The 25,806-nt window shown below is 67.2% G+C and carries 26 protein-coding genes; 3 read left to right on the forward strand and 23 right to left on the reverse strand.

Annotated features, from left to right (window positions below):
* Positions 1-39: 39 nt before the first annotated feature.
* The 6 genes from IEY14_RS10535 to IEY14_RS10560 form a co-directional block, all read right to left on the reverse strand.
* Positions 40-969, reverse strand: a complete 930-nt coding sequence (locus tag IEY14_RS10535) for an FAD-binding protein (protein ID WP_188908238.1) — start codon at positions 967-969, stop codon at positions 40-42.
* Positions 970-991: 22 nt separating this feature from the next.
* The gene (locus IEY14_RS10540; protein WP_188908240.1) at positions 992-1,738 is read right to left on the reverse strand and encodes an electron transfer flavoprotein subunit beta/FixA family protein; all 747 of its coding nucleotides are present in this window, start codon (positions 1,736-1,738) and stop codon (positions 992-994) included.
* A gap of 16 nt (positions 1,739-1,754) precedes the next feature.
* Positions 1,755-2,585, reverse strand: coding sequence for an ABC transporter permease (locus IEY14_RS10545; RefSeq protein ID WP_188908242.1), 831 nt, complete (start codon positions 2,583-2,585; stop codon positions 1,755-1,757).
* Complete coding sequence (locus IEY14_RS10550) at positions 2,582-3,853, reverse strand: ABC transporter permease (RefSeq protein ID WP_188908243.1); 1,272 nt, start codon at positions 3,851-3,853, stop codon at positions 2,582-2,584. The genes IEY14_RS10545 and IEY14_RS10550 overlap by 4 nt, the downstream gene beginning before the upstream one ends.
* 86 nt (positions 3,854-3,939) lie before the next feature.
* Positions 3,940-5,025: an ABC transporter substrate-binding protein gene (locus IEY14_RS10555; protein WP_244639436.1), complete on the reverse strand. Its 1,086-nt coding sequence runs from the start codon at positions 5,023-5,025 to the stop codon at positions 3,940-3,942.
* Positions 5,026-5,071: 46 nt separating this feature from the next.
* Entirely contained in the window at positions 5,072-6,193 is a 1,122-nt protein-coding gene (locus IEY14_RS10560) for an ABC transporter ATP-binding protein (RefSeq protein WP_188908245.1), read from the reverse strand.
* A gap of 364 nt (positions 6,194-6,557) precedes the next feature.
* Here IEY14_RS10560 and IEY14_RS10565 point away from each other — a divergent pair, with 364 nt between their 5' ends.
* The 3 genes from IEY14_RS10565 to folD all read left to right on the forward strand — a co-directional run bounded on the left by IEY14_RS10565 (position 6,558) and on the right by folD (position 9,085).
* On the forward strand, positions 6,558-7,172 hold the full coding sequence (locus tag IEY14_RS10565; RefSeq protein ID WP_188908247.1) for a helix-turn-helix domain-containing protein: 615 nt from the start codon (positions 6,558-6,560) through the stop codon (positions 7,170-7,172).
* A 114-nt stretch (positions 7,173-7,286) separates the two neighbouring features.
* On the forward strand, positions 7,287-8,138 hold the full coding sequence (gene purU / locus IEY14_RS10570; RefSeq protein WP_188908249.1) for a formyltetrahydrofolate deformylase: 852 nt from the start codon (positions 7,287-7,289) through the stop codon (positions 8,136-8,138).
* Positions 8,135-9,085 (forward strand): bifunctional methylenetetrahydrofolate dehydrogenase/methenyltetrahydrofolate cyclohydrolase FolD, encoded by a 951-nt coding sequence (gene folD, locus IEY14_RS10575; RefSeq protein WP_280515037.1) that lies wholly within the window; start codon positions 8,135-8,137, stop codon positions 9,083-9,085. Before purU ends, folD begins: the two co-directional genes overlap by 4 nt.
* A 145-nt stretch (positions 9,086-9,230) precedes the next feature.
* On the opposite strand, the gene IEY14_RS10580 is transcribed toward folD, so the two are convergent.
* The 17 genes from IEY14_RS10580 to IEY14_RS10660 form a co-directional block, all read right to left on the reverse strand.
* Positions 9,231-9,731: an RES family NAD+ phosphorylase gene (locus tag IEY14_RS10580; RefSeq protein ID WP_188909209.1), complete on the reverse strand. Its 501-nt coding sequence runs from the start codon at positions 9,729-9,731 to the stop codon at positions 9,231-9,233.
* Between the two features lie 7 nt (positions 9,732-9,738).
* Positions 9,739-10,338: an Xre family toxin-antitoxin system antitoxin gene (locus IEY14_RS10585; RefSeq protein WP_244639437.1), complete on the reverse strand. Its 600-nt coding sequence runs from the start codon at positions 10,336-10,338 to the stop codon at positions 9,739-9,741.
* A gap of 547 nt (positions 10,339-10,885) precedes the next feature.
* On the reverse strand, positions 10,886-12,361 hold the full coding sequence (locus IEY14_RS10590) for a PIN-like domain-containing protein (protein WP_188908251.1): 1,476 nt from the start codon (positions 12,359-12,361) through the stop codon (positions 10,886-10,888).
* Positions 12,362-12,656: 295 nt separating this feature from the next.
* On the reverse strand, positions 12,657-12,992 hold the full coding sequence (locus IEY14_RS10595) for a hypothetical protein (RefSeq protein ID WP_188908253.1): 336 nt from the start codon (positions 12,990-12,992) through the stop codon (positions 12,657-12,659).
* A 229-nt stretch (positions 12,993-13,221) separates the two neighbouring features.
* The gene (pcaF, locus tag IEY14_RS10600; protein ID WP_188908255.1) at positions 13,222-14,424 is read right to left on the reverse strand and encodes a 3-oxoadipyl-CoA thiolase; all 1,203 of its coding nucleotides are present in this window, start codon (positions 14,422-14,424) and stop codon (positions 13,222-13,224) included.
* Position 14,425: 1 nt separating this feature from the next.
* A complete protein-coding gene (locus tag IEY14_RS10605; RefSeq protein WP_188908257.1) occupies positions 14,426-15,097 on the reverse strand; it encodes a 3-oxoacid CoA-transferase subunit B in 672 nt (223 codons plus the stop codon).
* Positions 15,094-15,828: a 3-oxoacid CoA-transferase subunit A gene (locus IEY14_RS10610; RefSeq protein ID WP_188908259.1), complete on the reverse strand. Its 735-nt coding sequence runs from the start codon at positions 15,826-15,828 to the stop codon at positions 15,094-15,096. Before IEY14_RS10610 ends, IEY14_RS10605 begins: the two co-directional genes overlap by 4 nt.
* 13 nt (positions 15,829-15,841) lie before the next feature.
* Positions 15,842-16,732 (reverse strand): intradiol ring-cleavage dioxygenase, encoded by an 891-nt coding sequence (locus tag IEY14_RS10615; RefSeq protein ID WP_188908261.1) that lies wholly within the window; start codon positions 16,730-16,732, stop codon positions 15,842-15,844.
* A gap of 116 nt (positions 16,733-16,848) precedes the next feature.
* Positions 16,849-17,910, reverse strand: a complete 1,062-nt coding sequence (locus IEY14_RS10620; protein WP_188908263.1) for a maleylacetate reductase — start codon at positions 17,908-17,910, stop codon at positions 16,849-16,851.
* 22 nt (positions 17,911-17,932) lie between these two features.
* Complete coding sequence (locus IEY14_RS10625) at positions 17,933-18,262, reverse strand: Dabb family protein (RefSeq protein ID WP_188908265.1); 330 nt, start codon at positions 18,260-18,262, stop codon at positions 17,933-17,935.
* Between the two features lie 61 nt (positions 18,263-18,323).
* Positions 18,324-19,409, reverse strand: a complete 1,086-nt coding sequence (locus tag IEY14_RS10630; protein ID WP_188908267.1) for a Gfo/Idh/MocA family protein — start codon at positions 19,407-19,409, stop codon at positions 18,324-18,326.
* Positions 19,410-19,438: 29 nt separating this feature from the next.
* Complete coding sequence (gene iolG, locus IEY14_RS10635; RefSeq protein WP_188908269.1) at positions 19,439-20,434, reverse strand: inositol 2-dehydrogenase; 996 nt, start codon at positions 20,432-20,434, stop codon at positions 19,439-19,441.
* Positions 20,435-20,486: 52 nt separating this feature from the next.
* Entirely contained in the window at positions 20,487-21,365 is an 879-nt protein-coding gene (locus tag IEY14_RS10640; RefSeq protein ID WP_188908271.1) for a sugar phosphate isomerase/epimerase family protein, read from the reverse strand.
* Between the two features lie 68 nt (positions 21,366-21,433).
* Complete coding sequence (locus IEY14_RS10645; protein ID WP_188908273.1) at positions 21,434-22,642, reverse strand: sugar ABC transporter permease; 1,209 nt, start codon at positions 22,640-22,642, stop codon at positions 21,434-21,436.
* Positions 22,643-22,671: 29 nt separating this feature from the next.
* Positions 22,672-23,478 (reverse strand): ATP-binding cassette domain-containing protein, encoded by an 807-nt coding sequence (locus tag IEY14_RS10650; protein WP_188908275.1) that lies wholly within the window; start codon positions 23,476-23,478, stop codon positions 22,672-22,674.
* 56 nt (positions 23,479-23,534) lie between these two features.
* Entirely contained in the window at positions 23,535-24,602 is a 1,068-nt protein-coding gene (locus IEY14_RS10655) for an ABC transporter substrate-binding protein (RefSeq protein WP_188908277.1), read from the reverse strand.
* Positions 24,603-24,742: 140 nt separating this feature from the next.
* On the reverse strand, positions 24,743-25,657 hold the full coding sequence (locus tag IEY14_RS10660; protein ID WP_188908279.1) for a LysR family transcriptional regulator: 915 nt from the start codon (positions 25,655-25,657) through the stop codon (positions 24,743-24,745).
* Between the last annotated feature and the right edge of the window lie 149 nt (positions 25,658-25,806).

Below are 25,806 nucleotides of genomic sequence, written 5' to 3' on the forward strand. Positions count from 1 at the left end.
GTTCGTTCCTCGTTCCGTCGACGCCGTCGCCCCGTGCGGTCAGAGCTTGCGGGCGAGTTCGGGCAGCGCCTCGAAGATGTCCGCGACGAGGCCGTAGTCCGCGACCTGGAAGATCGGCGCGTCAGCGTCCTTGTTGATGGCGACGATGACCTTGGAGTCCTTCATGCCGGCCAGGTGCTGGATGGCCCCAGAGATGCCGCAGGCGACGTAGAGGTCCGGTGCCACGACCTTGCCCGTCTGCCCGACCTGGAGGTCGTTGGCGGCGTATCCCGCGTCGACGGCCGCGCGGCTGGCGCCGACGGCGGCCCCGAGCTTCTCGGCGAGCGGCACGACCAGTTCGTCGAACCGCTCGGCGGACCCGAGCGCACGCCCCCCGGACACGACCACGCGCGCGGACGCGAGGTCCGGACGGTCGGACGACGACAGGGCTTCCGATACGAAGCGCGACAGCCCCGGGCCACCCTCTCCGGCCAGGACCTCGACGGGGGCCGAACCGCCCTCGCCCGTCGCGGCGAAGGAAGCGGTCCGCACCGTGACGACGCGCCGGGGGCCGGTTGCCCGGACCGTCTGGATGGCGTTGCCCGCGTAGATTGGACGCTTGAAGGTGTCGGGGGCGACCACCTCGACGATCTCGGAGACCTGGGCGACGTCGAGCAGCGCGGCGACGCGCGGCAGGACGCTCTTGCCCGTCGACGTGGCGGCCGCCATGACCGTCGCGTAGGCCGGCGCGAGCCGGACGACAAGCGCGGCGGTGGGCTCGGCGAGCTGGCCGGCGTTGGCCGCGTCGTCCGCGAGCAGCACCTTGGCGACGCCCGACAGGCGGGCGGCCGCATCGGCGACGGCGCGCGCGCCGTTGCCCGCGACGAGGACGTGGACGTCCTCACCGATCGCGAGGGCGGCCGTCAGCGCCTTGGCGGTCTGCTCGGACAGGGTTGCGTTGTCGTGGTCGGCGAGAAGCAGGGTCGTCATCGTTCCGTTCCTTTCCGGCCGTTCAAAGGACGCCGTCGGCCTTGAGCCGCTCGACGAGTTCGTCGACCGACGCGACGCGGACGCCGGCCGAGCGGGCGCCCGGCTCCTCCGTCCGCAGGACCTCGAGCATCGGGGCGGTCGAGACGCCGTAGTCGGCGGGGGAGCGCGTCTCGAGCGGCTTCTTCTTGGCCTTCATGATGTTCGGCAGGGACGCGTAGCGCGGCTCGTTGAGCCGGAGGTCGGTCGTCACGACCGCGGGAAGCGTTAGCTCGACCGTCTGCGATCCGCCGTCGACCTCCCGCGTCACCAGCGCCTTCCCGTCCGCGACCTCGACCTTGGACGCGAACGTGCCCTGAGCCCATCCGAGGAGGGCGGCGAGCATCTGGCCCGTCTGGTTGCTGTCGTCGTCGATGGCCTGCTTGCCGACGATGACTAGGCCGGCCGCCTCCGCCTCGGCGACGCCCTTCACGATCTTGGCGACGGCGAGCGGCTCGACCGGGTCGTCGGTCTGGACGAGCACCGCGCGGTCCGCCCCCATGGCGAGCGCGGTCCGCAGCGTCTCCTCGGACTTCGCGGGTCCGACGGAGACGACGACCACCTCCGAGGCGATCCCCTTCTCCTTCAGACGGATGGCCTCCTCGACGGAGATCTCGTCGAACGGGTTCATCGACATCTTCACGTTGGCGAGGTCGACGCCCGATCCATCCGGTTTCACGCGGACCTTCACATTGTAGTCGATGACCCGCTTGGCGGTGACGAGCACTTTCATGGCTGCATGTTCCTTGTCAGGCGTCGGCCGGGGCTTTGGCGAGCCGCTGCTGACGCGCTTGGAGGGCGTTGGCCGTCAGCATCAGGGCCGCGGCGAAGACGATGAGGAGGGTGGCGACCGCGGTGATGCTCGGGCTGATCTGCTCGCGCAGGCCCGTCCACATCTGACGGGGCAGCGTGCGCTGGTCCGGCCCGGACACGAACAGGGCCACCACGACGTCGTCGAACGACGTGACGAACGCGAAGATCGCGCCGGACACGATGCCGGGCATGATGACCGGCAGGGTCACGAGGCGGAACGCGGTGACCGGGGACGCGCCAAGGCTCGCGGCGGCCCGCGTGAGGCGGTGGTCGTACCCGGCGAGCGTCGCGGCCACCGTGATGGTGACGAACGGCGCACCGAGCGCCGTGTGCGCGAGGACGAGGCCGGTCAGCGTGTTGAGGAGGCCGATCCCGGCGTAGAGGTAGAAGATGCCGACCGCCGCCACGACGACCGGAATGACGATCGGCGACACGATCACCGCGGCGATGAGCTTGCGCCCGGGGCACTCGGGGCGCGTCAGGCCGAGGGCGGCCATGGTGCCGAGCGCGGTCGCGAGGACGGTCGAGCAGATCGCCACGACGAAGCTGTTGCCCGCAGCGAGCTGCCACACGGGCGAGGAGAACACCTCCCGGTACCATTGCAGGGACAGCCCCGGCATCGGGTAGGTGAAGAACGGCTCGGAGTTGAAGGACAGCGGGACGATGGCGAGGATCGGCGCCATCAGGAAGGCGAGGACGACCGCCGAGTAAACCCGCAGCACCTTGCGGGCGACGGGGGTGGGCGTCCGGGTAGGTTTCGCGCTCATCGGGCCGCCTCCTTCTGCCGGGCGGCGAAGGCAACGACGAGCGCCACGTAGAAGACAGCCACGATGGAGAGGAGGACGACGGAGAGCGCCGCGGCCATGCCCCAGTTCGACTGGTTCACGAAGTAGGCGATGAACGAGCTGAGCATCTGGTCGGTCGGGCCGCCGACGAGTGCCGGGGTGATGTAGTAGCCGAGCGCCAGGATGAAGACGAGGAGGCCGCCGGCCGCCACGCCCGGCAGCGTGAGCGGCAGGTAGACGTGGACGAAATTCCGCACCGGGTTCGCGCCGAGCGACGACGCAGCCCGCCAGTAGGCCGGGGAGATGCCCTTCATGACGGCGTGGATGGGCAGGACGACGAACGGAAGGAGGATGTGGGTCATCGCGATCAGCACGCCGAGGCGGTTGTGGACGAGCTCGAGGGGGTCGGAGACGAGGCCGACCCAGCGCAGGGCGGAGTTCACCACGCCGTTGCTCTGGAGGAGCACCAGCCAGGCGGTCGTGCGGACGAGGAGCGAGGTCCAGAACGGCAGCAGGACCAGCATCATCAGCCAGCGGGCGTCCCGCTCGGACGAGGACGCCAGCATGTACGCCAGCGGGTAGCCGATCAGGAGGCACAGGAGGGTCACGGACGCGCTGGTCGCCAGGGTCCGCAGGATGACGGCGACATAGATTGCGTCGTCCTGCGCCGCGCCGACCGCCCCGTCCCCGTCCCGCGTCAGGTCGAGCGCCTTCAGGAGGTAGAAGTCCGTGAGCGACGACGACGAGCGGCGGATCAGGTCCCAGGTGGCCGGCTGGCCCCAACGCTCGTCGATCGACACCAACTGCGCTTGGGCGGTCGCCGGCTGGACCTCGTCGATGTCGCGCATCGTTCGGTTCAGGAGGGTCCGGAACCCCGGCTCCACGTAGTTGAGGCGCTTCGCCACCTCCGCGACCTCCTCCTTCGGCCTGTCTCGTAGGTCCGACGCGAGGGCGGAGAAGGCCTCGTCCCGCGGAAGTTCCCCGGCAGCGGAGCCTGCCAGAGCCTCCACCGTCGCCGGCAGGACGGAACCGACCTGGCGGTTGTCGACGGACTGGAACAGGAGGAGCCCGATCGGAAGGATGAAGGTGACGAACAGGAACAGGAGGAGCGGCGCGACGAGCGCCAGGGCGGCGAGGCGGTTCCTGCGCGACGCGCGCGAGAGGCGCCTCCTGAGGTCGCTGTCGACCGTTCCGCTGCCGACGGACGCCCCGTGATCGCCCGGCGCGGCCCGGGTGGCTGTTGCATGCATGGCTGGGGCTCCTCCTCCTCGGCGTGTCCGGGCGATCCGCCGGATGCCGTCGGCACCGGCGGATCGCGTGGTTCTGCCGGACGCCGCTACTTGGCGAGCCAGGTGTTGAAGCGTTCGGTCAGCTCCTCGTCGTGGTCCGCCCAGAACTCGGCGGAGATCGAGAACGAGTTCTTCGCGTTCTCCGGGGCCGTCGGCAGGTTTGGCAGGATGTCGGCCGGCACCATCTTCGCGGCGTCGACGTTCGAGGGGCCGTACGGGATGTACTTCGTCTGCTCGGCGAGCTGCTCGGGCTTGCTCGCGAAGGCGACGAACTGCTTGGCGAGGTCCTCGTGCTTCGCGCCCTTCGGGATCGCCCACATGTCCCAGTCGAGGCCGGCGCCGTCCCAGACGATCTTGAACGGCTTCCCGTTCTGCTTCACCGCGTCGTAGATGCGGCCGTTGTAGGAAGTGGTGATCGCCACTTCGCCGTCCGCGAGGAGCTGGGGCGGCTGGGCGCCCGCGCCCCACCAGACCTTCACGTTCGGCTTGATGGCGTCGAGCTTCGCGAAGGCCCGGTCTACGCCCTCCTTCGTCTTCAGCACGTCGTAGACCTCGGCCGGCTTCACGCCGTCGGCGATGAGCGCGAGCTCCAGGGTGGACTTCGGCGACTTGCGCATGGAGCGCGCGCCCGGGAACTTCTGGACGTCGAAGAAGTCCGCGGCCGTCTGGGGACCGCCGTTCGGGAACTTGGTCTCGTCGTAGGCGATGACGTAGGCGAAGGCGACGTTGCCGACCGCGCAGTCGAGGGCGGCGCCGGGCAGGAACTTGTCGCGACCGCCGAGGGAGTCGTAGTCGATCTCCTGGAGCCAGCCCTCGTCGCAGCCTTGCAGGGCGTGGCCCGGCTCGACGTCAACCACGTCCCAGGTGACGTTGTTGGTCTCGACCATGCCCTTGAGCTTGGCGGTCTCGCCGCTCCACTCGTCGGTCAGGATCTTGGCGCCGGTCTCCTTCATGAACGGCTGGAAGAACGCCTTGTCCTGGCTCGCTTGGTACGCGCCGCCCCACGAGGCGATGTTCAGGCTTTCCTGGGCGCTGGCGCCGCCCGCGAGGAGGACGAGCGAGGCCCCACAGAGCCCGAGGGACCGGACGATGCGGCGGAGGGAGGCATGCGGATGCGTCTGGCTCATTTCCATTCTCCTGTTTTCCGTTCGGTTGCTGGATGCTTGCCGGGAGGGTGACTCAGTTGTCCGGCAGGGCGCGGCAGTCGCGGGTGTTCCAGCCGATCGAGATCCGTTGGCCGGGCTCGAAGCTGGACGGGGAGCCGACGCTCGAGGGCAGCTTGACCTCGACGCTGTCGCTGCCGAGCGCCGCCACGCGGACGCGGATGTGGTCGCCGAGGTAGATCACCTCGCGGACGGTCGCCTCGGCGGACGCGTCCGTCGCGGGAGTCGGGGAGATCGTCAGCCGTTCCGGCCGGATCGAGAGGGTGGTCGCGGCACCCTTGGACAGGCCTGGGACCGCCGACGCGCGGACGAGTTCCCGCCCCTGCCCCACGCTCACGGTGCAGGTACCGGCGTCTAGGTCGACCACCTGCCCGCGGATGGCGTTGTTGTCGCCGATGAAGCGGGCGACGAAGGGATTCGACGGCCGCTCGTAGATCTCGGTCGCCGTGCCGAGCTGCTGGACGCGGCCGTCGTTGAAGACGGCGATCCGGTCGGACATCGTCAGGGCCTCGCCCTGGTCGTGGGTGACGTAGACGACCGTTACGCCGAGGCGCTCGTGCAGGTGCTTGAGCTCGATCTGCATGTGCTCGCGCAACTGCTTGTCGAGCGCGCCGAGCGGCTCGTCCATGAGGACCAGCGCCGGCTCGAAGACGAGGGCCCGGGCGAGCGCGATGCGCTGCTGCTGCCCGCCCGAGAGCTGCGCCGGGCGGCGGTCGGCGAACTTGCCCATCTGGACCATGTCGAGGGCCCTTGCGACGCGCGCCGCTTTGTCCGAGGCGCCCAGTCCCCTCATGCGCAAGGGGAACCCGACGTTGTCGGCGACGCTCATGTGAGGGAACAGGGCGTAGTTCTGGAAGACGACGCCGATCCCCCGCTTGTGCGGCGGGAGGCGTTCGATCGGGCGACCGTCGAGGAGGATCGTTCCCGCCGTGGGCGTCTCGAAGCCCGCGAGCATCATCAGGCAGGTCGTCTTGCCGGAGCCGGAGGGCCCCAGCATCGTCAGGAACTCGCCGCGGCGGATGTCGAGGTCGAGACGCTTAACCACGATGCTGACGCCATCGTACGTCTTCTCGACCCCGTCAAACCGCACGAGCGTGTCGCTCCGCTCCTGGAGCGGCTTGGCATGCGGTTCCGCCATGAAGGACGACCTCCTGTCGCAGCCCGCCATCTTTGAGGACGGGCGCACGGGTCCGGCGCCGTCGCCGGGGCGACCACGGGGATCCACTGCCGTCCGCGCGGTGGCGGAGCGTCTGTTGCTAGAAACTTCCTTCCCCCAACCAACGGACAGCTTCCGTCACGGCCGAGTGGATTTCACAGGTTCGCTGCACTTGCGGACAAATGCATTCCATACAAAAAATCATTTTACAAGCATGAAAAAATAATGCCTACTTTTCACGCACCGCAGCATTGATTGAAGCGGCGCGGCGATCTTCCACAAGCAACGGAGGCTCTGATGAGCTAACGTCGGACGTTCCCGCCGGAGCACCCTTGAAGGATACGCAATGCCCTCCCTCAGCCTCCGCCGCGCCACGCAGACGCCCGACTCCGACCTGTCCGAGCTGGACGAGGCCGCGATCGGCGGTCAGATCCGCGAGCTGCGAAAGGTGAAGGGAATGACGTTGCAGCAGGTTGCGGAGGCTGCGGACGTCTCGGTCGGCTACCTCAGCCAGATCGAGCGCAACCAGAGCAAGCTCCCGATCGGCGTCCTGAAGCGGATCAGCAACGCGCTCGGAATCCAGATGAGCTGGTTCTTCCATGCAGCCCCCGACGTCCCTTCGGACGAACGGGACTGGATCGTGCGCGCCCACAACCGGCGCAAGTTCTCGTTCACGGGTATCGGCATCCTTGAGGAGCTCCTCACGCCGAACCTCAGCGGCCCGCTTGAGCTCCTGATGAGCACGATCGAGCCGGGTGCCGACAGCGGCGACTACAGCCACGACGGGGCCGAGGCTGGCCTTGTCATTTCCGGGCGCCTCGACCTCTGGATCGCGGGGCGGTTCTTCCAGCTCGAGGAGGGAGACAGCTTCTCCTTCAAGAGCACCGAGATCCACCGCTGCGCGAACTCGGGCGACGTCCCCGCCAAGGTCGTCTGGGTGATCACCCCACCCCACTACTGACCGGCGGCGCCCCGCGCGGGCGCGGCTTTCCCTCCCCAAGACCACATCCCCCGCCGTCGTCGACGGACGGGGAACGCCCTCCCTTGCCTTGCGCCTATTTCAGGAGCCGCCGCCGTGCCCCAAAGGTTCATTCTCAACCTTGCGTGCGAAGACCGCCCCGGCATCGTCGCCGGCGTGACCACCGAACTCGCCGCGGTCGGCGCGAACATCGTGGAGTCGGGTCAGTTCTGGGACACGCTGACGAACCGCTTCTTCATGCGGATCGCGTTCGCGGCCCCGGACGGCCTGTCGAAGGACGCGGTCGAGCGGGCGCTCAAGCCGGCCGTCGAACGCTTCGGGCTCAAGGCGACGCTGACCGAGTCCGCAAGGAGGCCGCGGATCATCATCATGGTCTCGAAGTTCGACCATGCCATGCTGCACCTCCTGTACCAGATTCGCGTCGGCTGGCTCGACGCCGAGGTGGTCGCGATCGTGTCGAACCACGAGGATAGCCGGAGGACCGCCGAACTGGAGGGCATCCCCTTCCACTGCTGGAAGGTCGACAAGACCAACAAGGCGGAGCAGGAAGAGCGTCTGCTGGAGCTCGTGCGCGAGACGGGCACAGACCTCGTCGTGCTCGCCCGCTACATGCAGGTGCTGTCGGACAACCTCTCCAAGCGCTTGTTCGGCAAGGCGATCAACATCCACCACTCCTTCCTGCCGAGCTTCAAGGGCGCGAAGCCCTACCACCAGGCGCACGAGCGCGGCGTGAAGCTGATCGGAGCGACAGCCCACTACGTGACGAGCGACCTCGACGAGGGACCGATCATCGAGCAGGAGACCGAGAGGGTGAACCACTCGATGACGGGCGACGACCTTGTCGCCACCGGCCGCGACGTCGAGAGCCGTGTCCTTGCCCGGGCGGTGAAAAGCCACCTCGAGGGGCGGGTCATGCTCAACGGACACAAGACGGTGGTGTTCGCGTGAGCGCGCTCCATGAGCCCGCCGCCCGCGGTACGGCACGGGTGATCGACGGTAAGGCGACGGCGTCCCGCGTCTTGGAATGGGTGACCGCGAGGGCCTCCGAACTCGAACGAGCCGGGACGCGTCCGGGCATCGCTGTGGTGATCGTGGGCGACGACCCCGCGAGCAAGGTCTACGTCGCGTCGAAGGCGCGCGCCGCCGAGGCCTGTGGTTTCCATTCGATCACGCACCGCTTGCCGGACGCAACGGCGCAGGCTGACCTCCTGGCGCTCGTCGGACAACTGAACGGCGACCCGGCGATCCACGGCATTCTCGTCCAGCTCCCGCTGCCGGGGCAACTCGACGCCTCGCGGGTCATCGGCGCGATCTCGCCGGAAAAGGACATCGACGGATTCCATGCCTTGAACGCCGGGCGGCTCTGGAGCGGAGGCGGAAGCGACGCCTTCGTGCCATGCACCCCCGCCGGAGCGATGTTGCTCATCGAGCAGGTCCACGGACGTGAACTCGCCGGGCTCGAAGCGGTGGTCGTCGGACGCTCGAACATCGTCGGCAAGCCCATGGCCGCCCTTCTCCTCGCGGCGAACGCCACCGTCGCGGTCGCTCACAGCCGCACGCGGGACTTGCGCGAGGTGTGCCGCCGCGCGGACATCCTAGTCGCGGCTGTCGGGCGTCCCAGACTGATAGAGGGCGACTGGATCAAGCCTGGTGCCACGGTCATCGACGTCGGCATCAACCGCGTCGAGGCGCCGGAACTCGGAGACGGGCGGACGAAGCTGGTTGGCGACGTGGACTACGCGGCGGCCGTCGACGTGGCCGGTGCGGCGACACCCGTGCCGGGCGGCGTCGGTCCGATGACGATCGCGATGCTCATGGCGAATACCCTTGCCTCGGCAGCCCGCTCAGTGGGACTGGCCACTCCGCGCTTCGCTGCGGGAGCTAACGTGCTGTAAACCGTCAAGGCGAGGTCGATCGGCGGACAGTTCTTACGGCTTCGCCACTCCGACGAACGCCTGCAACCCGGGCCAGCGATCCATTTCGTTGCCTTCGCAGGAAACCCTGAGTGTATGAGGTCCACTGACGCGGAAGCAGCCGCTGTCAGGCCGATGGATGGAGCCTCGTGTCTAGCGCGAACCGCTGCTGGTCCCGGACCGTGTAGGTCCCTCCGCCACCGGAAAGGAAGAGGAGGTTCCATGATCTCCTCGACACGACGGAGGGGAGGACAACGAACCGGTGGTTCGCCAGGAGTTGGTCGCCGAACGCCTGCTGCCCAGGCGACACGTGCCCGGGCACCAGCCAGTTCGGGTTCGGCACGTCGGCCGGCTGGACGACATGCACCTCCGACGGATCGGGGACGACGAACTCGGTGAGGACGTGGGGTACGGTGTCGAGGTGTGGGAAGCCAGTGTGGACCGCGACCTCGACGATCGCGGTCGCCGGGTCCAAGGAGCAGTAAACGGCCTTCCGGCCCACCGAACTCCACCGTCCCCCCACGCGGAAGGATCCCTCCCCAGAGTCCCAAGTGGCCGCGTACGCGTCGCGGTCTATCCGCCACGCGACTAGCTCGGCGCCGCCGAGGGCGCCGGGGAGCGGAACCATCGCCATGTCAGGCGTAGACGCCGAACTCTATGCGGGTCAGCAAGGTGCGGACCATCTCGGTGCCGGGAGGCGTCGAGAGCAGGTCGATGGGCTTCGCCCCCTCGAGGGCGGTCGCCGGAGTCTCCAACCAGCGCTCGGCTGCTTCCTGCGTGCCGAAGACCTCGGACGCGTGCGCGAGGGTCTCGGCGAACTGCCAGGCCTTGCCACTGGCCTCGACGCTGAGCGTCTCCTCCGGTTCTGACTTGAGGCGCTGCTGGGTGCGCAGGGACATGCCGAGCGCCCCGGAGAGCACGGTCCGGTCATGGACGACCACGAGCGAGTCGAGCAGGTGCGTGACCGAGCGTTTGGGAAGGCCGTGCGAGATGACGTGGTGGGTGTCCATTGGGGAGGTGATCTCCCGCGGGATCACTTCCTTGCCGCCAAGGAAACCGACGACGCGTTCGACCCGGTGTCCGTCCAGGGAATAAACGTGCACCTCGGCGGCTACCTTGCCCGCCTCGCGCACCGTCCATTCGCCGCCCTTCCGCGACTTTCCCGCGGGTGCGTTGGCTTCCATCGCCCGAGCCGCGCGTTGAACAACCGCTTCCTTGATGATCTCTTCCTTCACGTCGTCCTCGCCATTTGTCGCAATTAATGTGCCATCTGGCGTCAAATGTTTCAAGGGTTAGGGCGACGTGCCCGACCACGTACCAGGCCGCAGCGCGACGCCGGGTGATCCGGCAGTCCATGCTCATGACCCTCGAACCTCCGGTTTCCTTGGTTTCGCCGCCGCGGAATCCTCTTGGGTATTGCTCGACGAGCGGCGGGCCCGGGGTGCCTTCGTTGTGGGCTCGCAGTTGGCCAGGAACCTCTGGGTGTAGGCAAGCGAAGCTTCCGCGACCGCTCCCCTGGTAACCAGGAACGACCAACCGAGGACGAGGATCAGCAAGGGGACGCAGACGAAACGGTGGGACCATCGAGAGAGCAGCGGCCATGGCGGCCCACGCGAGCACTCGGACGACGCAACTGCACGACCGTCTGTCCGATGAGGTCACTCTCGACGAGGTTGAGCGTATTCAGATCTAGTGGATGGAGTCCACTGCCCCTCCGTCTACCCGGAGCCGTTCAGCAATGCATATTGCTGTCAGGGCGCGGGACATCAGTGAAGCCGCCGGTCAAGGCATGACGATTGATGTCCCGGGAGGGTTGATCACGTAGTCGAAGCTGACCTCGTCTCGATCCGCCCCGCGCGTGTCGTCCTTGATGCCGAAAATACGTGCGGCGAAAACGGCACCTTCTTGGTTCTCCACGAGGAAGCCCTCGCCGACATGGACGGTGTAATGACCCGAGGTGGTGTCCAAGGATTCGATGGAGATCGCCTCGCCACTAGCATAATTCTTGACCCTCGCGATCCTCCGCGTGCCGCTGCGTTTCACGACATGAATGGCGGTGTTGCTGCCTTTGGAGAAGGCAAGCGTGAAAAGGAGACCCTCACGTTCAAGCCGCATCTGGCCATCGTGAGTCGAGTAGTCGAACGTTTCGCGTCCCGCCGGACGGGACGAGGCTCCGCCATAGAAGGTTGTAGTCGACGCCGGGATTGTTACGTAGGCCGTACCTCCGGAGATGTTGATGTACGGCCCCGAGGAAGCGCCCTGGATCACGCTGTTCGCCGTTGCCTCGGCTGCTCCCACATCCGCCACCAGTTCCTGGGGTGCCTCCATCTCCTCCAGCAACTCCTGCAAGCTCGACAGCCGGAGGGAGCGGCCGCCGGACCTTCGGCGGTACTCGTCCACAAGTTCCGGTCGCGGGTAGAGGCGCCTGCCGCCCGAACGGACGAACCAATCGGCCTTCTCCTCGCCGGTTACGAAGACGAGATCCTTCTTGTGGGTTTCGCCAAGATTGAGGAGGGACAGCCAGATCAGGACATCGCCTACGCCTTGGTCGCCCTTGCTGGCGTCCTTGTAACCGGGCGGCACCTTGTGCCGGATGCCGTACTCCAGGAGCTCAACCACCTCCTTTTCCGAGACGCCGGGACCCACCATCCGCTCGGCGCCGAAGATGCTGGCGTAGAGGGTCATTATGGGATCAGTTCCCCGCCACGCTCGCATATGCTTCGCCAAGCCCTTAAGGCGACCGGAGTATTCCTTCACCGCCTCCTTGTAGGATCGCTCCGCCCGAAGGAGTTCGTCACCGTCGGCGAAGCCCTCTAGGAACAGGGGACTGACGGGAACGCTCAGTCCTTGCAGCCTGGAGATTTGGTCCTCCAAGGCCTTCACCATGTCGGCCAGCTTCGTATCGCGGTGCTTGATGAACTCGCGCGGAACCTGCTCGGGCAGGAAAAGGCGATCTTCTCGGGCGATCTTGGAGTAAACCCCGGCCAATCCTGCCAAGTCGCCCGTGTTCATTTGGTACGGCAGCAGGAGGGCGTTCGTGTCGAACGATACAAGGACATCGGGAGAGTTCATGTCGACCGCGGCCGTCGGTTGGAAGACGCCGTGAGCATCCGGATAGAGCCGGCTAAGCCAGAAGTGGTCAGGAGCGTTGGCTGGCGGCTTCGCGCCGCCTTTCGGGCGGTCCTTTTCGGGCGCCGCCTGCGGCTTGAGACCGGACTCCGAATTCGGTTGTGCTCGCTCCGTGTCGACTTCGTCCAATGCCCTCTCCTGATTCATCGGTAGCACCCGATGACATAGGTCAGGCACCTGCTGGCTCCAGCCGCAGTGCCTCGCTGCCGATTCGGGATCGACGCCGTCGTGCCGAGGGAACGCGAGAGCGCTGCCCCGACGTGTCCTGGTCAGCGGGGCCCCACACGCTGACGTTAGCGCTCGACCTCCACGCCGTAGCGGTCTACGAGCTCCACATCGCCTGCCTCGTAGTCTTGGAAATGGCTTGTAGGCATCCGGTAGGCGATCACGACGCCGTAGCCCGTCGCGCCCTTCTCTGCCTCGGTCAGTTCGACGTCGCCGTCATAGGCGTCGTAAAGGGCACATCGAGGCTCTGGATCGCGTCCTCCATCTCACCGTTCCTGCGGATGCCCGCTTCGGCCACGATCGTGCCGTTGCAGAGCGTCAGCACCACGTTCGGTTCATCGGCGGTGCGGAAGATCTCGGTCTTCACGGCCTCGATCTGCTCGTCCGTCACCTCGTCAGCGATCAGCCATTCCGAACGCATCGACTTCACCGAGAGGTCGATGTCCACGCCGCTGTAACCGGACTGTAGGCCCATCCACTCCCTCAGCTCGGCGACCGAAGTGATCGGGCCCAACTCAACGTACTTCGTTCGCATATCCATCCTTCCTGGCACCGTTTCCGAGCCGGAGCCCGGTCACGAAGATGGGTGTCGTCGTCCGCACCGCGGTGCAACTCCGCCCCCGACGCAAGCCCCGGGAGTCGTTGGTGGAATCGTTGACAGGACTGGTTGTCAGCAGCCGTTCAGAAAGTGGACCCGCTCCACTGGGAGGGTGCGGGCCCGCATGAGATCGAGTGGCCTTCGTCGAACCGCCGACAGGACTCCGTCACACGCGCGCCAAGGCCACCGCGATGCCTTGGCCGACCCCGATGCACATCGTGGCGAGGGCTCGGCGCTTGCCCGTGAGGGAGAGCTCCAGCGCGGCCGTGCCCGCGATGCGCGCGCCCGACATGCCGAGCGGGTGGCCAAGCGCGATGGCCCCGCCGTTCGGGTTCACGCGGGCGTCGTCGTCCGCGATGCCGAGGTCGCGCAGCGTCGCGAGGCCCTGGCTGGCGAACGCCTCGTTCAACTCGATCACGTCGAAGTCGGTCTGGGTGAGCCCCAGACGGGCCATCAGTTTCTTCGAGGCGGGGGCCGGCCCGAAGCCCATGATGCGGGGCGCAACGCCCGCCGTGGCACCTCCGAGGACGCGGGCGATCGGCGTCAGGCCGTGGCGGCGCGCGGCGTCCTCCGACGCCACGATCAGCGCCGCCGCGCCGTCGTTCACCCCGGACGCGTTACCCGCCGTCACCGTGCCGCCCTTGCGGAAGGGCGTCGGGAGCTTGGCCAGCGTCTCGATGGTCGTCGCGCGCGGATGCTCGTCGCGGTCGACGACGACGGGGTCGCCCTTGCGCTGCGGGATCGTCACGGGGACGATCTCGTGTCCGAGGCGGCCGTTGCCCTGTGCCGCGGCTGCCTTGTTCTGCGAGCGGACGGCGAAGGCGTCTTGGTCCTCGCGCGAGACGTGGAAGTCCTCGGCGACGTTCTCCCCGGTCTCCGGCATGGAATCGACGCCGTACTGGGCCTTCATCAGCGGGTTCACGAAGCGCCAGCCGATCGTGGTGTCGTGGATCTCGGCATGGCGGGAGAAGGCCGTTTCCGCCTTCGGCATGACGAAGGGCGCGCGGGACATGGACTCGACGCCGCCCGCGATCACCAGCTCAGCCTCGCTCGACTTGATGGCGCGCGCGGCCGTGATCACCGCGTCCATGCCTGAGCCGCAGAGGCGGTTCATCGTCGTGCCGGGGACGGTCTCGGGCAGGCCGGCCAGAAGCAGGCTCATGCGGGCCACGTTGCGGTTGTCCTCGCCCGCTTGGTTGGCGCAGCCGTAGATCACCTCGTCCACAGCGCCGAAGTCCATAGACGCATGACGCTCCATCAACGCCTTGAGGGGCACGGCCCCGAGGTCGTCGGCCCGGACGGACGCGAGTGCCCCGCCGAAGCGACCGATGGGCGTGCGCAGGTAGGCGCAGATGAAGGCTTCGCTCATTTCAAAGCTCCGGAACGAGAAGGTCGGCGACGGGGCCGGGTACGAGGAGCTCGGCGCCCGTTTGGGCTTGCAGGTCGTCGACCGACAGGGACGGCAGCTTCTCGAGCAGCACGAAGCGCCCGTTCTCGATGTCGATCACCGCGAGGCTCGTGTAGACACGGGTGACGCAGGCGACGCCCGTCAGCGGCAGCGAGCAGCGCTTCACGAGCTTGGGTTTGCCGTCCTTCGTCACGTGGTCGGTGATGACGGCGACGCGTTTGGCACCGTGGACGAGGTCCATCGCCCCGCCGACGGCCGGCACGCCCCGCGGCCCGGTGGACCAGTTGGCGAGGTCCCCGGTCTCGGCGACCTCGTAGGCGCCGAGGATCGCGACGTCGAGATGCCCGCCGCGCACCATGGCGAACGAGTCCGCGTGGTGGAAGAAGGCGGTGCCGGGCTTCAGGGTCACGGCCTTCTTGCCGGCGTTGATGAGGTCCCAGTCCTCCTCGCCCGCCTTCGGCGCCTCGCCGAAGCCGAGGATGCCGTTCTCCGTGTGGAAGATGGCCTCGCGCCCCGGGGGCTGGAACTTCGCCACCATCTCCGGGAAGCCGATGCCGAGGTTCACATAGGCACCGTCGGCGATGTCCTGGGCGGCGCGCCAGGCGATCTGGGTGGAGGAAAGCTTGGAGCTCATGCGGCCCTCGGAGGGTAGACGGCGTTGGCGCGGTTGAGGTCTTCCTCCTGCGCGGGATCGGCGACGGCGACGACCCCCTGCACGAAGATGCCGGGCGTCACGACCGCTTCGGGATCAATGGTCCCCGGCTCGACGATCTCGGTGACCTGCGCGACCGTCACCGCGGCGGCGGTCGCCATCAGGGGGTTGAAGTTGCGCGCCGCCTTGTTGAAGACGAGGTTGCCGAGGCGGTCGCCCTTGTAGGCCTTGATCAGCGCGACGTCGGCCTTCAGCCAGTTCTCGCGGACGTACGGCCGTCCGTCGAACTCCTCGACCGGCTTCCCCTCGGCCAGGTCCGTGCCGTAGCTCGTCGGCGTGTAGAAGGCGGGGATGCCCGCCCCGCCGGCCCGAATGCGCTCGGCGAGCGTGCCCTGCGGCACCAGCTCCAGCTCGATCTCACCGGCGAGATACCGCTCGGTGAAGACCTTCGGGTCGGCCGAGCGCGGGAAGGAGCAGATGAGCTTGGCGACCATGCCCTGCTCAATCAGCGCGGCGAGGCCCACATGGCCGTTGCCGGCGTTGTTGTTGACCACGGTGAGGTTCTTCGGCGCGCCCGTCGCCACGAAGCGGTCGATCAGCGCGTGGATCAGCTCGATCGGCGCGCCCGAGCCGCCGAAGCCACCGATCATCACGGTCATGCCGTCCTCGACGACCGCCACCGCGGTCGGCAGGTCCGAAACTGTCTTGTCCATCGGCTTCGTCTTCCTATCGCAGATTGGCGTCCGGCGCGGGCAAGCGTTCCGAGCCTTCTGGCCCGGTGTCGGGCACGAGCACGAAGTCGAAGGGCGAGCGCCAGTTCGTGTCCCCGTCCTCGACGCGCTCGAAGGGAGCCACCAGGGACCGCTTCACGCCGAACACCGTGTCGGAGTCGAGGTACTCGTCGTCCCCGACGAACGTGTGGGTGACGACCTTCTGGAAGCCGGGCGCCGTCACGAGGTAGTGCATGTGCGCGGGGCGGTAGGGGTGGCGGCCGAGCTGGCCGAGCATCTTGCCGACCGGCCCATCGTCCGGGATCGGGTAGGAGACCGGCTTGATCCCGACGAAGCTGTAGCGGCCGTCGGCTCCGGTGACGAAGATGCCGCGGTTGTTCCACTTCGGCTGGATGTCGGGCTGCTGCACGTCGTAGTAGCCCTCCGCGTTGTCGGACCAGACATCGACCCGGGCGCCCTCGACCGGGTTGCCCTGGAGGTCCACCACACGGCCCTCGAAGAGGCAGCTCTCCCCCTTGCCGTCGAGCGAGATGTTGGCGCCCATCTCACGCACTGGCGCGTCGGCCACGTGGAAGGGACCGAACACCGTGTTCTCCGTCGCCCCCTCGGGGCGGCGGTGGTTGATGGCGTCGACCAGCATGGAGAACCCAAGCGTGTCGCTGAGGAGGATGAACTCCTGCCGCTCGCCCGAGCACATCTTGCCCGTCGTCGTGAGGAAGTCGATGCCGACCTCCCACTCCTCCTGCGTGAGCTGCGTCTCCTTCGCGAAGGCGTGGAGGTGCTTGACCAGCGAGGCCATGATCTCGGCGAGGCGCGGGTTCGCGTCCGGCGTCATGCGGGCATTCACCGCATCTACGGAGCCTTCCTCGGTGAAGTAGGGGGTCATCTCGTTCTCTCCCTCTCGGCGTCGGGCCATGTCTTCAGCGAGCGGCGGGGGCGACGGTCGGGTGCCGTCCCCGGCGCTCACGATCGGTCAAGGCCGAACGCTAAGGATCTTGGGTGTCAGGGCTGGGGCTGGGCGCCCTCCCAGGCGCGTTGCAGGAGGGCTCGCAGCGGCGCCGCCTCGATCGGGCGCGGGTTCCAGTACGGGTTCGACAACGCGATCTCGCACGCCCTGTCGAGATCGGACTCCTTCAAGCCGAGGTCGCGCAGCGCCGTCGGCATCCCGAGGTCGGACGCCATGCGGTGAAGGCCGACCGGCGCGTCGGAGGCGCCGATCGCCCGCGCGATCCTGTCCATGGCCTCGGGCGTCGCCGGGCTGTTGTAGGCCAAGGCATGCGGCAGCACGACCGTGTGCGTCTCGGCGTGCGGCAGGTTGAAGCTGCCGCCGAGCGTGTGGCAGAGCTTGTGGTGCAGGGACATGCCGACATGCCCGAGCACCGTCCCGCAGAGCCATGCGCCGTAGAGGCAGAGCGACCGGGCTTGCCTGTCGTCGGACGCCTCAGCGATCCGGGGCATTCCTTCCGCGAGGGCGCGGATGCCCTCCTCGGCCATCAGGGACATCACCGGGTTGCCGTCCCGGGCGTAGAGTCCCTCGGCGGCATGGGCGATGGCGTTCATGCCGCTGACGAGCGACATCCCCAACGGCAGGGACATCGTCAGATCCGGGTCGTAGATGACCGACCGCGGCAGGACGCGCGCGTCCTTGCCCGTCTTCTTGAGGCCACCCTCCGTGATGCCGTAGATCGGCGTCATCTCGGAGCCGGCGTAGGTAGTCGGGATCGCCACGATCGGGATGGTCGCCTCGAGGGCGATCGCCTTGCCGAGGCCAATCGTGGACCCGCCGCCCACGGCGACCGCGCAGTCCGCTCCGAGCTCGGCCGCCAGCTCCCGTGCCTTGCGCGCGCTCTCGATCGGCACGTGCATCTCGGCGCCGTCGTGGATCCCCGCGAGACGCGAGCCGAGCAGGTCCGCCACCATCTCGGCCTGCGCCCGCTGCGGCGGCGTGCAGAGGACGAGAGCCCGGCTCGACCCTACGGCCTCGACCTCGTCGCGGACGGAAGCGACCTTTCCCGACCCGAAGACCACCCGGGAGGGATGCGCCGTGTAGAGGAAGTCCTTCATGGCATCGATCCTGGAAACGGGGTCAGGCGGCGGCGCTGGCCGCGGCGTTGCCGGCGACCGCGTAGTCGACCTGGTAGCGCGCGATCCGCATCTGCCCCAGCTCGCCCTTCACCCGCAGGTGGGCGGGGTGGGTCGCGTAGGCGTCCAGGGCCTCCTGGCTCTCGAACTCGGTGTAGAGGACGACGTCGCAGGCGTAGTCAACGCGGCTGTGGTCGAGGCCGACCTCGAGGTGGAGGAGGCCGGGCACCTCGTCGCGCAGCGCCTCGAAGCGGCTCCGCAGGAACTCCGCGGCCTCGGAGCGGGCCTCCTGCGTCTCGCCCGCCATGTTCCACATCACGATATGCTTGATCATAGTTCCACTCCCATGAGGGGCAGGATGTTGCAGCTCGGACGGCGGGCCCGATCCGACGTGGTCAGAGCTGGGCCTCGGCGCCGTTCTGCGAGGACGACTGGAAGAGCGCCTCGAGGATGCGGTTGATGTTGTGGGCCTGGCTCGCCGGGACGTTCGAGGGGGCACCCATCCGCAGGGAATGCGCGAAGGCGTTGGCCTCTCGGTCGAAGTAGACGGGGTTCCCGATCTCGGCGATCTCGGGCGAGTAGACCGTCTTCCGGACCGCCCAGATCTCGGGGAAGCTGGTCTCGTTCCACTCGGTCCAGCCCTCGGGAAGCCCGGCCTTGCCCGTGCTGTAAAGCTTGTAGGACGCCGGAAGCGGACGGGAGTGCATGACGCCCTCCGTGCCGTATGCCGTGATGTCCCAGCTCTCCGTCCACGGCAGAGGGTCCCACGACATGAAGTCGACCGTGATGATCTTGTCGGGATAGTTCAGGATCGCCCCGACCGCGTCCTCGCGGGCGTTCGGCGTCATCACCCCGTCGAACTTGGTGATGCGGGCGTTCACCGACGTCGGCATCCCGAAATGCAGGAGCAGGCGGTCCATGGTGTGGCAGCCGATCACGTAGAAGGCGCCGCCGATGTCGCCTGGCTGGCGCATGTGGTCGGTGTCCGCCTCGTGGTGCGAGCAGCCCGCGTGGGCGCGGACCTGGAGCACCTTGCCGAGCTGGCCCGCCTTCAGGACCTCCTGCATCCGGTCCACCGACGGCGCGTAGCGCCAGCAGTAGCCGACCTGGAAGAGTCGGCCCGTCCTCTCGACGGCCTCGACCAGACGCACCGTGTCGACCGATCCGCGGCCGGCGGGCTTCTCGCACAGGACGGCCTTGCCGGCCTCCATCGCCTCTATGGCCCAGTCGGCCATGAGGTAGCTCTTCGGGTGGATGAGGACCGCGTGAACGTCCGGGTCGGAGAGGATCTCCTCCTTGGTGCGCTTGGCGATGCCCATGGCGTCGACGAACGGGTCGAGGAGCGGGCTGTTGTCGAAGGCGCCGAGCACCTTCGCGTTCGGCATCCGCTGGAACGCCTTCACGCGTCCCGAGGTGTGGGGATGCGTGATGCCGAGGCAGGCGATCCCGAGCGGGGCGTCGTTTCCGATGGCGTAGGTCATGACGGTCTTCCTCCCATTCTGCTTGTCGTTCACACAGTGACGGCGCGACCCGTGCGGACGGACTCCACCGCGCACTCCGCCAGGCGCAGCGCCAGGACGCCGTCGCGCACGGTGGTCGGCATCGGCTTGCCGTCTGCGATCGCGTCGACGAACGCGTTCATCTCCGCCCGGTAGGCCTGCGCGTAACGCTCCAGGAAGAAGTTCAGGAGCGGCTCCTGCGCGTCGGTCATCTCCGCCGTCGTCAGGCGCATCGTTGTCGGGCGAAGGTTGTCGTGCGTCAGCAGGCCGGTCGAGCCCAGCACCTCGACGCGCTGGTCGTAGCCGTAGACCGCCTCGCGGCAGTTGTTGATGACCGCCTGCTTGCCGCTCGCGGTCTGCAACGTGACCATGACGGTGTCGTAGTCGTCGTACTGCTCGAGCAGGGGCGCATCGACCAGGCGCGAGCCGATCGCGCTGACGAGGACGGGCTCCTCGCCCAGCAGCCAGCGGGCCATGTCGAGGTCGTGGATCGTCATGTCCCGGAAGATGCCGCCCGAGGACTTCACGTAGGCGGCCGGCGGCATCCCCGGGTCACGGCTGGAGATGACGACTTGGCGGACCTCGCCGATGCGCCCGGCGTCGATCGAGCGGCGGATCTCGGCGAAGGTCGTGTCGAAGCGACGGTTGAAGGCGAGCATCACCTTGCCGCCCAGTCGCTCGACGTTCGCCGCGGCCTTCTCGCTCTCGGCAATGTCGAGGTCGATCGGCTTCTCGCAAAGGACCGCCTTGCCGAGCTCGACCGCCCTCGTCATCAGGCCGACGTGCGTGTCGGTCGGGGTACCGATGACCACGGCGTCGACGTCGGGGCGGGCGATCGCCTCCATGGCGTCGGTCATCGCGTCGGCTCCGTGCGCCTCCGCGACGGTGCGAACCGCGTCCCCGAATGGATCCGCGACCGCGACCAGCTTCGCCTTGGGGTTGGCCGCGACGCTCGCCGCATGGATCTTGCCGATGCGGCCTGCGCCGAGAACTGCGATTCTGACCATTTTGGATTCCCTGGTGTTCGGCAACGGAGCCGGCAGGCTCCGAAAGGTGTCGTCAGTCGACGGGCAGCGTCACGGACTGGAACTGGCGCATGGTGGTGTCGAAGGCCTTCTGCGCGGCCATCTCCAGCGGCAGGTAGCGGTGGTAGGCCGAGATGACCTCGATGCCCCAGTACCCGCGGTAGCCCACGTCCAGGATCGCCTGGACCTGCGACGCGATGTCGATCGAGCCCTCGCCGCAGAGGCGGCGGTAGTGGGTGGAGTCGTTGAACAGGTCACCAATGACCTCGGGACCCGCGTCGTCGAGCTCCACGGCCTTCAGGAGGTCCCGGGGCATCTGGCGGATGTCGTCGGCGGTCATCCCGCCGCGCTCGATGTGCCACGTGTCGACGAGCAGGCCGCCGTTCGTGGTGCCGAGCCCGTCGAACAGGGCTACGCCGCGCTTGATGTTGTTAATGCTCGCGAAGGGCAGGAACTCGATGACGATGTCGATGTTCAGCGGCGCGGCCCGCTCGCAGATCTTGGTGAGGGCGGCCCGCATGGCCGGAATATCGGGCTCGCCCTCCTCGAACACGCCGCCGCCGAGCTTGATCTTCTCGACGCCGAGTTCGGCGCCGATTTCCAGCTTCCGGTCGAACATGGCGTCGGATGCCACGCGCCGCGCGTCGGCGAGGTGCCAGTCCACCAGGAACTCGAGTTCGACGTGGCGGATGCCGTTGTCGGAGAAGATGCGCTTCACGGTCGGAAGGCCGTACGTCTCGATCGCGGCGTTCATGTCGTCGAGGACGAAGCCCATGCCCCGCCAGCCGATGCGCCCGCAGACCTCGGCACGCTCCTGGAGGGAGAAGGGGCTGACCTCGGTCGGGGAGCCGGGCCACACCGGCCCGGCGACCGTCCAGTAGCTTGCGCAAAGGTCGATGTCGTCGATCTTCATGTCGGTTGCCCTTGTCGTGTCGCTTGTCCCGCGTCCCCGACGTGGCAACGCCCGGGACGCCAGGGGTATCAGAAGCTCTGGTGTCCGGTCGCCCGTTCGATCAGCTTGTCGATCGAGACGGCGAGGACGAGCAGGAGGCCGGTGACGATCAGTCGGACCTCGTTCTCCACGCCCATCAGGTTCAGGCCGTTGCTGACCGTGCCGATGACAAGGGCACCGAGTAGCGCTGCGTGGATCGATCCCCGGCCGCCGAAGAGGCTGACGCCGCCGATGACGGCTGCCGCGATGGACTCCAGCAGGAGGGTGCCGCCACCGACGCCGCCGCCGGAGAACACGCCGACGCCGAGGGTGCGGGAGGCCGCGATGACACCCGCCAGGGCCGCGATGCCGCCGGCGATGGCGAAGGCGGCCATCTTGATCCGCGGGACCTTGATGCCCGCGCGTCGGGCCGCTTCCTCGTTGTTCCCGACGGCGTAGAGGTACAGGCCGAACCGGGTGTTGTTGAGGATGTATCCGCCGATGCCGAGGAGGACCGCGAAGATCAGGACGATCAGGGGGATGCCTTGATGGGCGGACAGGATCGCCACGACCACGGCTCCGAACGCGGCGGCGGAGGCGATCGGGACCACGACGGCGTTCATGAGGGAGACCTCGAGGCCGTTCTTCCGGCGACGGGCGACGTTCGATAGCACCAGGCCGGCGAAGGCGGCGATGCCGATGGCAAGAGCGAGCCAAGCCCAGACGCCGCTGATGTTCGTGAGCGCGATCTTCTCGATGCCCGTTTGCTGCAAGCCGTAGCGTGCGGTCGGAGGGAGTAGGATGAGTTGCAGGCCGTTCAGGGCGAGGCCGAGACCAAGCGTCACGACGAAGGACGGGACGCCGACGAAGGTCACCCAGCGCGCCGAGCAACTGCCGATGGCGGCGCCGACCAGGATGGCGAGGGGGATCGCGATCCACGGGGACAGACCGAACTCGACCACGAACTTGGCCATGAGAACCGAGGTCACGCCGTTGATGGCGGCGATCGAGAGGTCGATCTCCTTCACGAGGAGGACGAACATCAGACCCAGGGCCATGATGCCCACCACCGTGCTCTGAAGCAGGAGGTTCGAGAGGTTCCGGGCGGTGAGGAACACGTCGCTCTGGGACGCGAAGAATATGCCGAGCGCGACTAGGCCGATAACGATCGGAAGGGCGCGAAGGTCGTTGGCGAGCAGTTCACCGAAGCTCCGGCGCGGACGCTTCGCCGGCGCATCGAGGGTCATGGTAGTGGACATCGGATTTACCTCGAAATGGGAAGCCGCGGTCAACCCGCGAGGTTGACGCCTTCGTTGCCGCCGACCATCGCGTTGACGACCTGCTCGCCGGTGACGTCCTTTGACTTGAAGCTGGCGCAGTTGGCGCCAAGGCGCATGACCTCGATGCGGTCGGTCGCGTTCACCACGAAATGGTGGATGTCGTGGCTGACGATGACGATGCCGAGCCCTTGGTCGGCCAGCGTCCGGATCAGCGTCGACACGCCTTCCGCGGCGGAGTGGCTGAGTGCTGCCGTCGGCTCATCAAGGATGACGACCTTGGGCGTCTCGAGGATCGACCGGGCGATGGCGATGTTCTGGCGCTGGCCGCCCGACATCGCGCCGACGGGCCGCGTCAGGGAGAGGTTGCCGAGGCGCATTCGGGTGAGGAGCTCGCGGGCGCGGACCTCGCATTCCGCGCGCTTGATCCGTCCGCCGCCCCACCACGAGCCGGTCACCTCGCGCCCGAGGTACAAGTTCTGCACGGCGTCCAGGTTGCTGCAAAGCGAGAGGTCCTGGTAGACCGTCTGGATGCCGAGCGCGGTTGCGTCTGTCGGTTTCTTCACGGTGACGGGCTTGCCCTCGAACAGGTACTCGCCCGAGTCCGCGGCATGGACGCCCGCCATCACCTTGACGAGGGTGGACTTGCCGGCGCCGTTGTCGCCGACGAGGGCGACGATCTCCCCCGGGTAGACCTCAACGGACGCGCCGCGCAGTGCGTGCAGGGAGCCGAAGTGCTTCTGGATGTTGCGGAGCGAGACAAGAGGGGTCCCGCGGCCCTGCGAAGCGGCAGGCCGTTCGGCGGTGAGTGCAGACATGATCGATCCTCCCGAGATCCGGAAGGGCGGACGGCGGGGCCGTCCGCCCCCGTTGATTACATGTTCGCCTTGCAGACCTCGGTGGTCTCGATGCCCTGGCAGATCTCCTTCCATGTCCAGACACCCTTCTTGACCACCTCACCGAGGTTGTCCTTCGTGATGTTCTCGACGGGCAGGAGAATGGCCGGCACGTCCATGTACTGGTTGTTGACCTTGCCGTTGACGAGGTCCGCGGGGACGCCCTTGCCGTCGAGGACGGCGGTGGCGACCTTGGCGGCCTCCGTCGCCTCGACCTTGAGGTCCTTCAGGACCGAGTTGTCCTGCCACCCTTGCGCGACGTAGCGGAGCGCCTCCACGGTCGCGTCCTGGCCGCCCGTGACGAGCTTGTCGCCGGGCTTGAAGCCCTGGCTAAGGAGGGCCGCAACGGAGCCGCCCGTCGTGCCGTCGTTCATTCCGATGAAGACGTCGACATCGCCGCCGTTCTTGGTCAGGCAGTCCTCGGCGAACGACTGGGCGAGCGTCGGGTCCCAATTCTGCGTGTACTGCTCGCAGACGACCTTGACCTTCCCGGAGTCGATCAGCGGCTTGAGAAACTCGTTCTGGCCTTTCTCGTACTGCCCGGTGCCGTACTCACCCTGGTTGCCCTTGACGCGGGCGACCTTGACGGGGGTTTTGTCCATCTTCCCGATCAGCTCGGCGGCGCGCTTGCCCTGGGCCTGGCCGACCGCGAGGGAGTCGAACACGACGTGCGCCTCGGCCTTCCCGCCGACGGCATCGTGGTCGTAGAGGACGACCGGCACGCCGGCCGCCTGGGCCGCGGCCAAGCCGCCGGCCACGAGGTTGGCGTCGGCCGAGGTCAGGAGGATGAGGTTCGCGCCCTGCGTGATGGCGTCCTCGATCTGCTTCTGCTGCTGCTGCGGGTCGCCCTGAGCGTTCTGAACGGTGATCTGCGCGTCCGGGCGCATCTCATTCATCGCCGCCACGAAGAACGGCGCGTCACGGCTCTCGAAGCGGATCGTCGTGGTGTTCGGAAGAAGGAAGAAGACCTTCTCCGCGGCCTGCGCGTGGACCGCGCCGGCCAATGCAGCTGTCGAAACCAGGAATGCGGTGAGTAGGCCCTTCATGACATCATCCTCCCAGTAGAATGTCGGTGATCGGCAGATCGTGGGCCACGGGACGTGGCGACACGGATTGCCTAACATTCACTCTACGTGAGACAAAGAAGCCGATCTGGGAAACATTATTGCGCCAAACGCAAAAAGCGTCAGGCCGTCCAAAGGGTCTCGAAGTCGTTCAGACGGAAGCGCTCGACGAGGAAGTCGATGAAGAGCCGCGTCCTTACGGGGACGAAGGACTTGCTGGGATAGGCGACGTTCATGGTCAGCCGCGGCAGGTCCCAATCATCGAGGACCCGTACCAGCCGCCCCGCGTCGAGGTCGTTTTGGATGATGTATGTAGGCTGAGCCAGGATCCCGAGCCCGTCACGGGCGGCCTGACAGATCAACTGCCCGTCGTTGGCGACAATCGCACCTTCGACTTTGACTGCGACCGTCTCGTCGGCACGGCGGAAGCTGAACTCGTTCCAGTTGTCCGCCAAGGTGTAGAGGATGAGGTCATGATTGACGAGATCGCGTGGGTGTTCAGGCGCGCCCCGTTCGGCAAGGTAGTCCGGCGAAGCGGCTAGGAGGCGGCGGGTTTCTCCCAAGCGTCGGATCGTGATCGAGCTGTCGGCCTCCACCCTGCGGGTGCGGATTGCAAGGTCGAGCCCGTTCTCGATGATGTCGTAGTAGCGGTTCGAGGAGACGATCTCGATCGACAATGCCGGGTAGAGCCGCCTGAACTGTGCGACGACAGGCATCAGGTGCAGGAGAGAGAAAGACAGGGACGCCCCGACGCGGAGCCGTCCAGTTGGGGCATGCGAGCGGGCTGTGACATTGGCTTCCGCAGCCGCCCAAGTCGAAAGGAGATCTCTTGCATCGGAGAGAAGGGCTTCACCTTCGCTCGTCAGGCTTAGTTGGCGGGTCGATCGTTGGATAAGCCGTGCACCAAGGCGCGACTCGAGGCTCATGAGGTGCCGGCTGACGCCGGATACCGAAAGGTCAAGCGCATTCGCCGCCTGCGTCATGCTCCGCTCTTCGGCGATCGCGACGAAAACCTGAAACTCGGTCCAGCGATCCATTTTCTGCCTTCAAGGGAGATTTGTCTTTGGCCTCAGTTTCTATCCTCATCTACAGTGCAGCAAGCGAAACGTAATCCATTCAATAGCTCGCATCGCACGACCACCGTCATCCGATGTTCTGGATCGATCCGGCTGCATACTACACGTGA

The organism is Aureimonas endophytica, assembly GCF_014642635.1.
Classification (GTDB): domain Bacteria; phylum Pseudomonadota; class Alphaproteobacteria; order Rhizobiales; family Rhizobiaceae; genus Plantimonas; species Plantimonas endophytica.

Coding starts and splice junctions, on each gene's coding strand:
- IEY14_RS10620 (WP_188908263.1), bottom strand. CDS start 17,910: ATGAAGGACTTCCTCTACACGGCGCATCCCTCCCGGGTGGTCTTCGGG.
- IEY14_RS10640 (WP_188908271.1), bottom strand. CDS start 21,365: ATGAAGATCGACGACATCGACCTTTGCGCAAGCTACTGGACGGTCGCC.
- IEY14_RS10610 (WP_188908259.1), bottom strand. CDS start 15,828: ATGGACAAGACAGTTTCGGACCTGCCGACCGCGGTGGCGGTCGTCGAG.
- IEY14_RS10605 (WP_188908257.1), bottom strand. CDS start 15,097: ATGAGCTCCAAGCTTTCCTCCACCCAGATCGCCTGGCGCGCCGCCCAG.
- iolG (WP_188908269.1), bottom strand. CDS start 20,434: ATGGTCAGAATCGCAGTTCTCGGCGCAGGCCGCATCGGCAAGATCCAT.
- IEY14_RS10545 (WP_188908242.1), bottom strand. CDS start 2,585: ATGAGCGCGAAACCTACCCGGACGCCCACCCCCGTCGCCCGCAAGGTG.
- IEY14_RS10625 (WP_188908265.1), bottom strand. CDS start 18,262: ATGATCAAGCATATCGTGATGTGGAACATGGCGGGCGAGACGCAGGAG.
- pcaF (WP_188908255.1), bottom strand. CDS start 14,424: ATGAGCGAAGCCTTCATCTGCGCCTACCTGCGCACGCCCATCGGTCGC.
- IEY14_RS10630 (WP_188908267.1), bottom strand. CDS start 19,409: ATGACCTACGCCATCGGAAACGACGCCCCGCTCGGGATCGCCTGCCTC.
- IEY14_RS10560 (WP_188908245.1), bottom strand. CDS start 6,193: ATGGCGGAACCGCATGCCAAGCCGCTCCAGGAGCGGAGCGACACGCTC.
- IEY14_RS10660 (WP_188908279.1), bottom strand. CDS start 25,657: ATGGATCGCTGGACCGAGTTTCAGGTTTTCGTCGCGATCGCCGAAGAG.
- IEY14_RS10540 (WP_188908240.1), bottom strand. CDS start 1,738: ATGAAAGTGCTCGTCACCGCCAAGCGGGTCATCGACTACAATGTGAAG.
- IEY14_RS10550 (WP_188908243.1), bottom strand. CDS start 3,853: ATGCATGCAACAGCCACCCGGGCCGCGCCGGGCGATCACGGGGCGTCC.
- IEY14_RS10580 (WP_188909209.1), bottom strand. CDS start 9,731: ATGGTTCCGCTCCCCGGCGCCCTCGGCGGCGCCGAGCTAGTCGCGTGG.
- IEY14_RS10655 (WP_188908277.1), bottom strand. CDS start 24,602: ATGAAGGGCCTACTCACCGCATTCCTGGTTTCGACAGCTGCATTGGCC.
- IEY14_RS10535 (WP_188908238.1), bottom strand. CDS start 969: ATGACGACCCTGCTTCTCGCCGACCACGACAACGCAACCCTGTCCGAG.
- IEY14_RS10565 (WP_188908247.1), top strand. CDS start 6,558: ATGCCCTCCCTCAGCCTCCGCCGCGCCACGCAGACGCCCGACTCCGAC.
- IEY14_RS10555 (WP_244639436.1), bottom strand. CDS start 5,025: ATGGAAATGAGCCAGACGCATCCGCATGCCTCCCTCCGCCGCATCGTC.
- IEY14_RS10650 (WP_188908275.1), bottom strand. CDS start 23,478: ATGTCTGCACTCACCGCCGAACGGCCTGCCGCTTCGCAGGGCCGCGGG.
- IEY14_RS10645 (WP_188908273.1), bottom strand. CDS start 22,642: ATGTCCACTACCATGACCCTCGATGCGCCGGCGAAGCGTCCGCGCCGG.
- IEY14_RS10615 (WP_188908261.1), bottom strand. CDS start 16,732: ATGACCCCCTACTTCACCGAGGAAGGCTCCGTAGATGCGGTGAATGCC.
- IEY14_RS10595 (WP_188908253.1), bottom strand. CDS start 12,992: ATGCGAACGAAGTACGTTGAGTTGGGCCCGATCACTTCGGTCGCCGAG.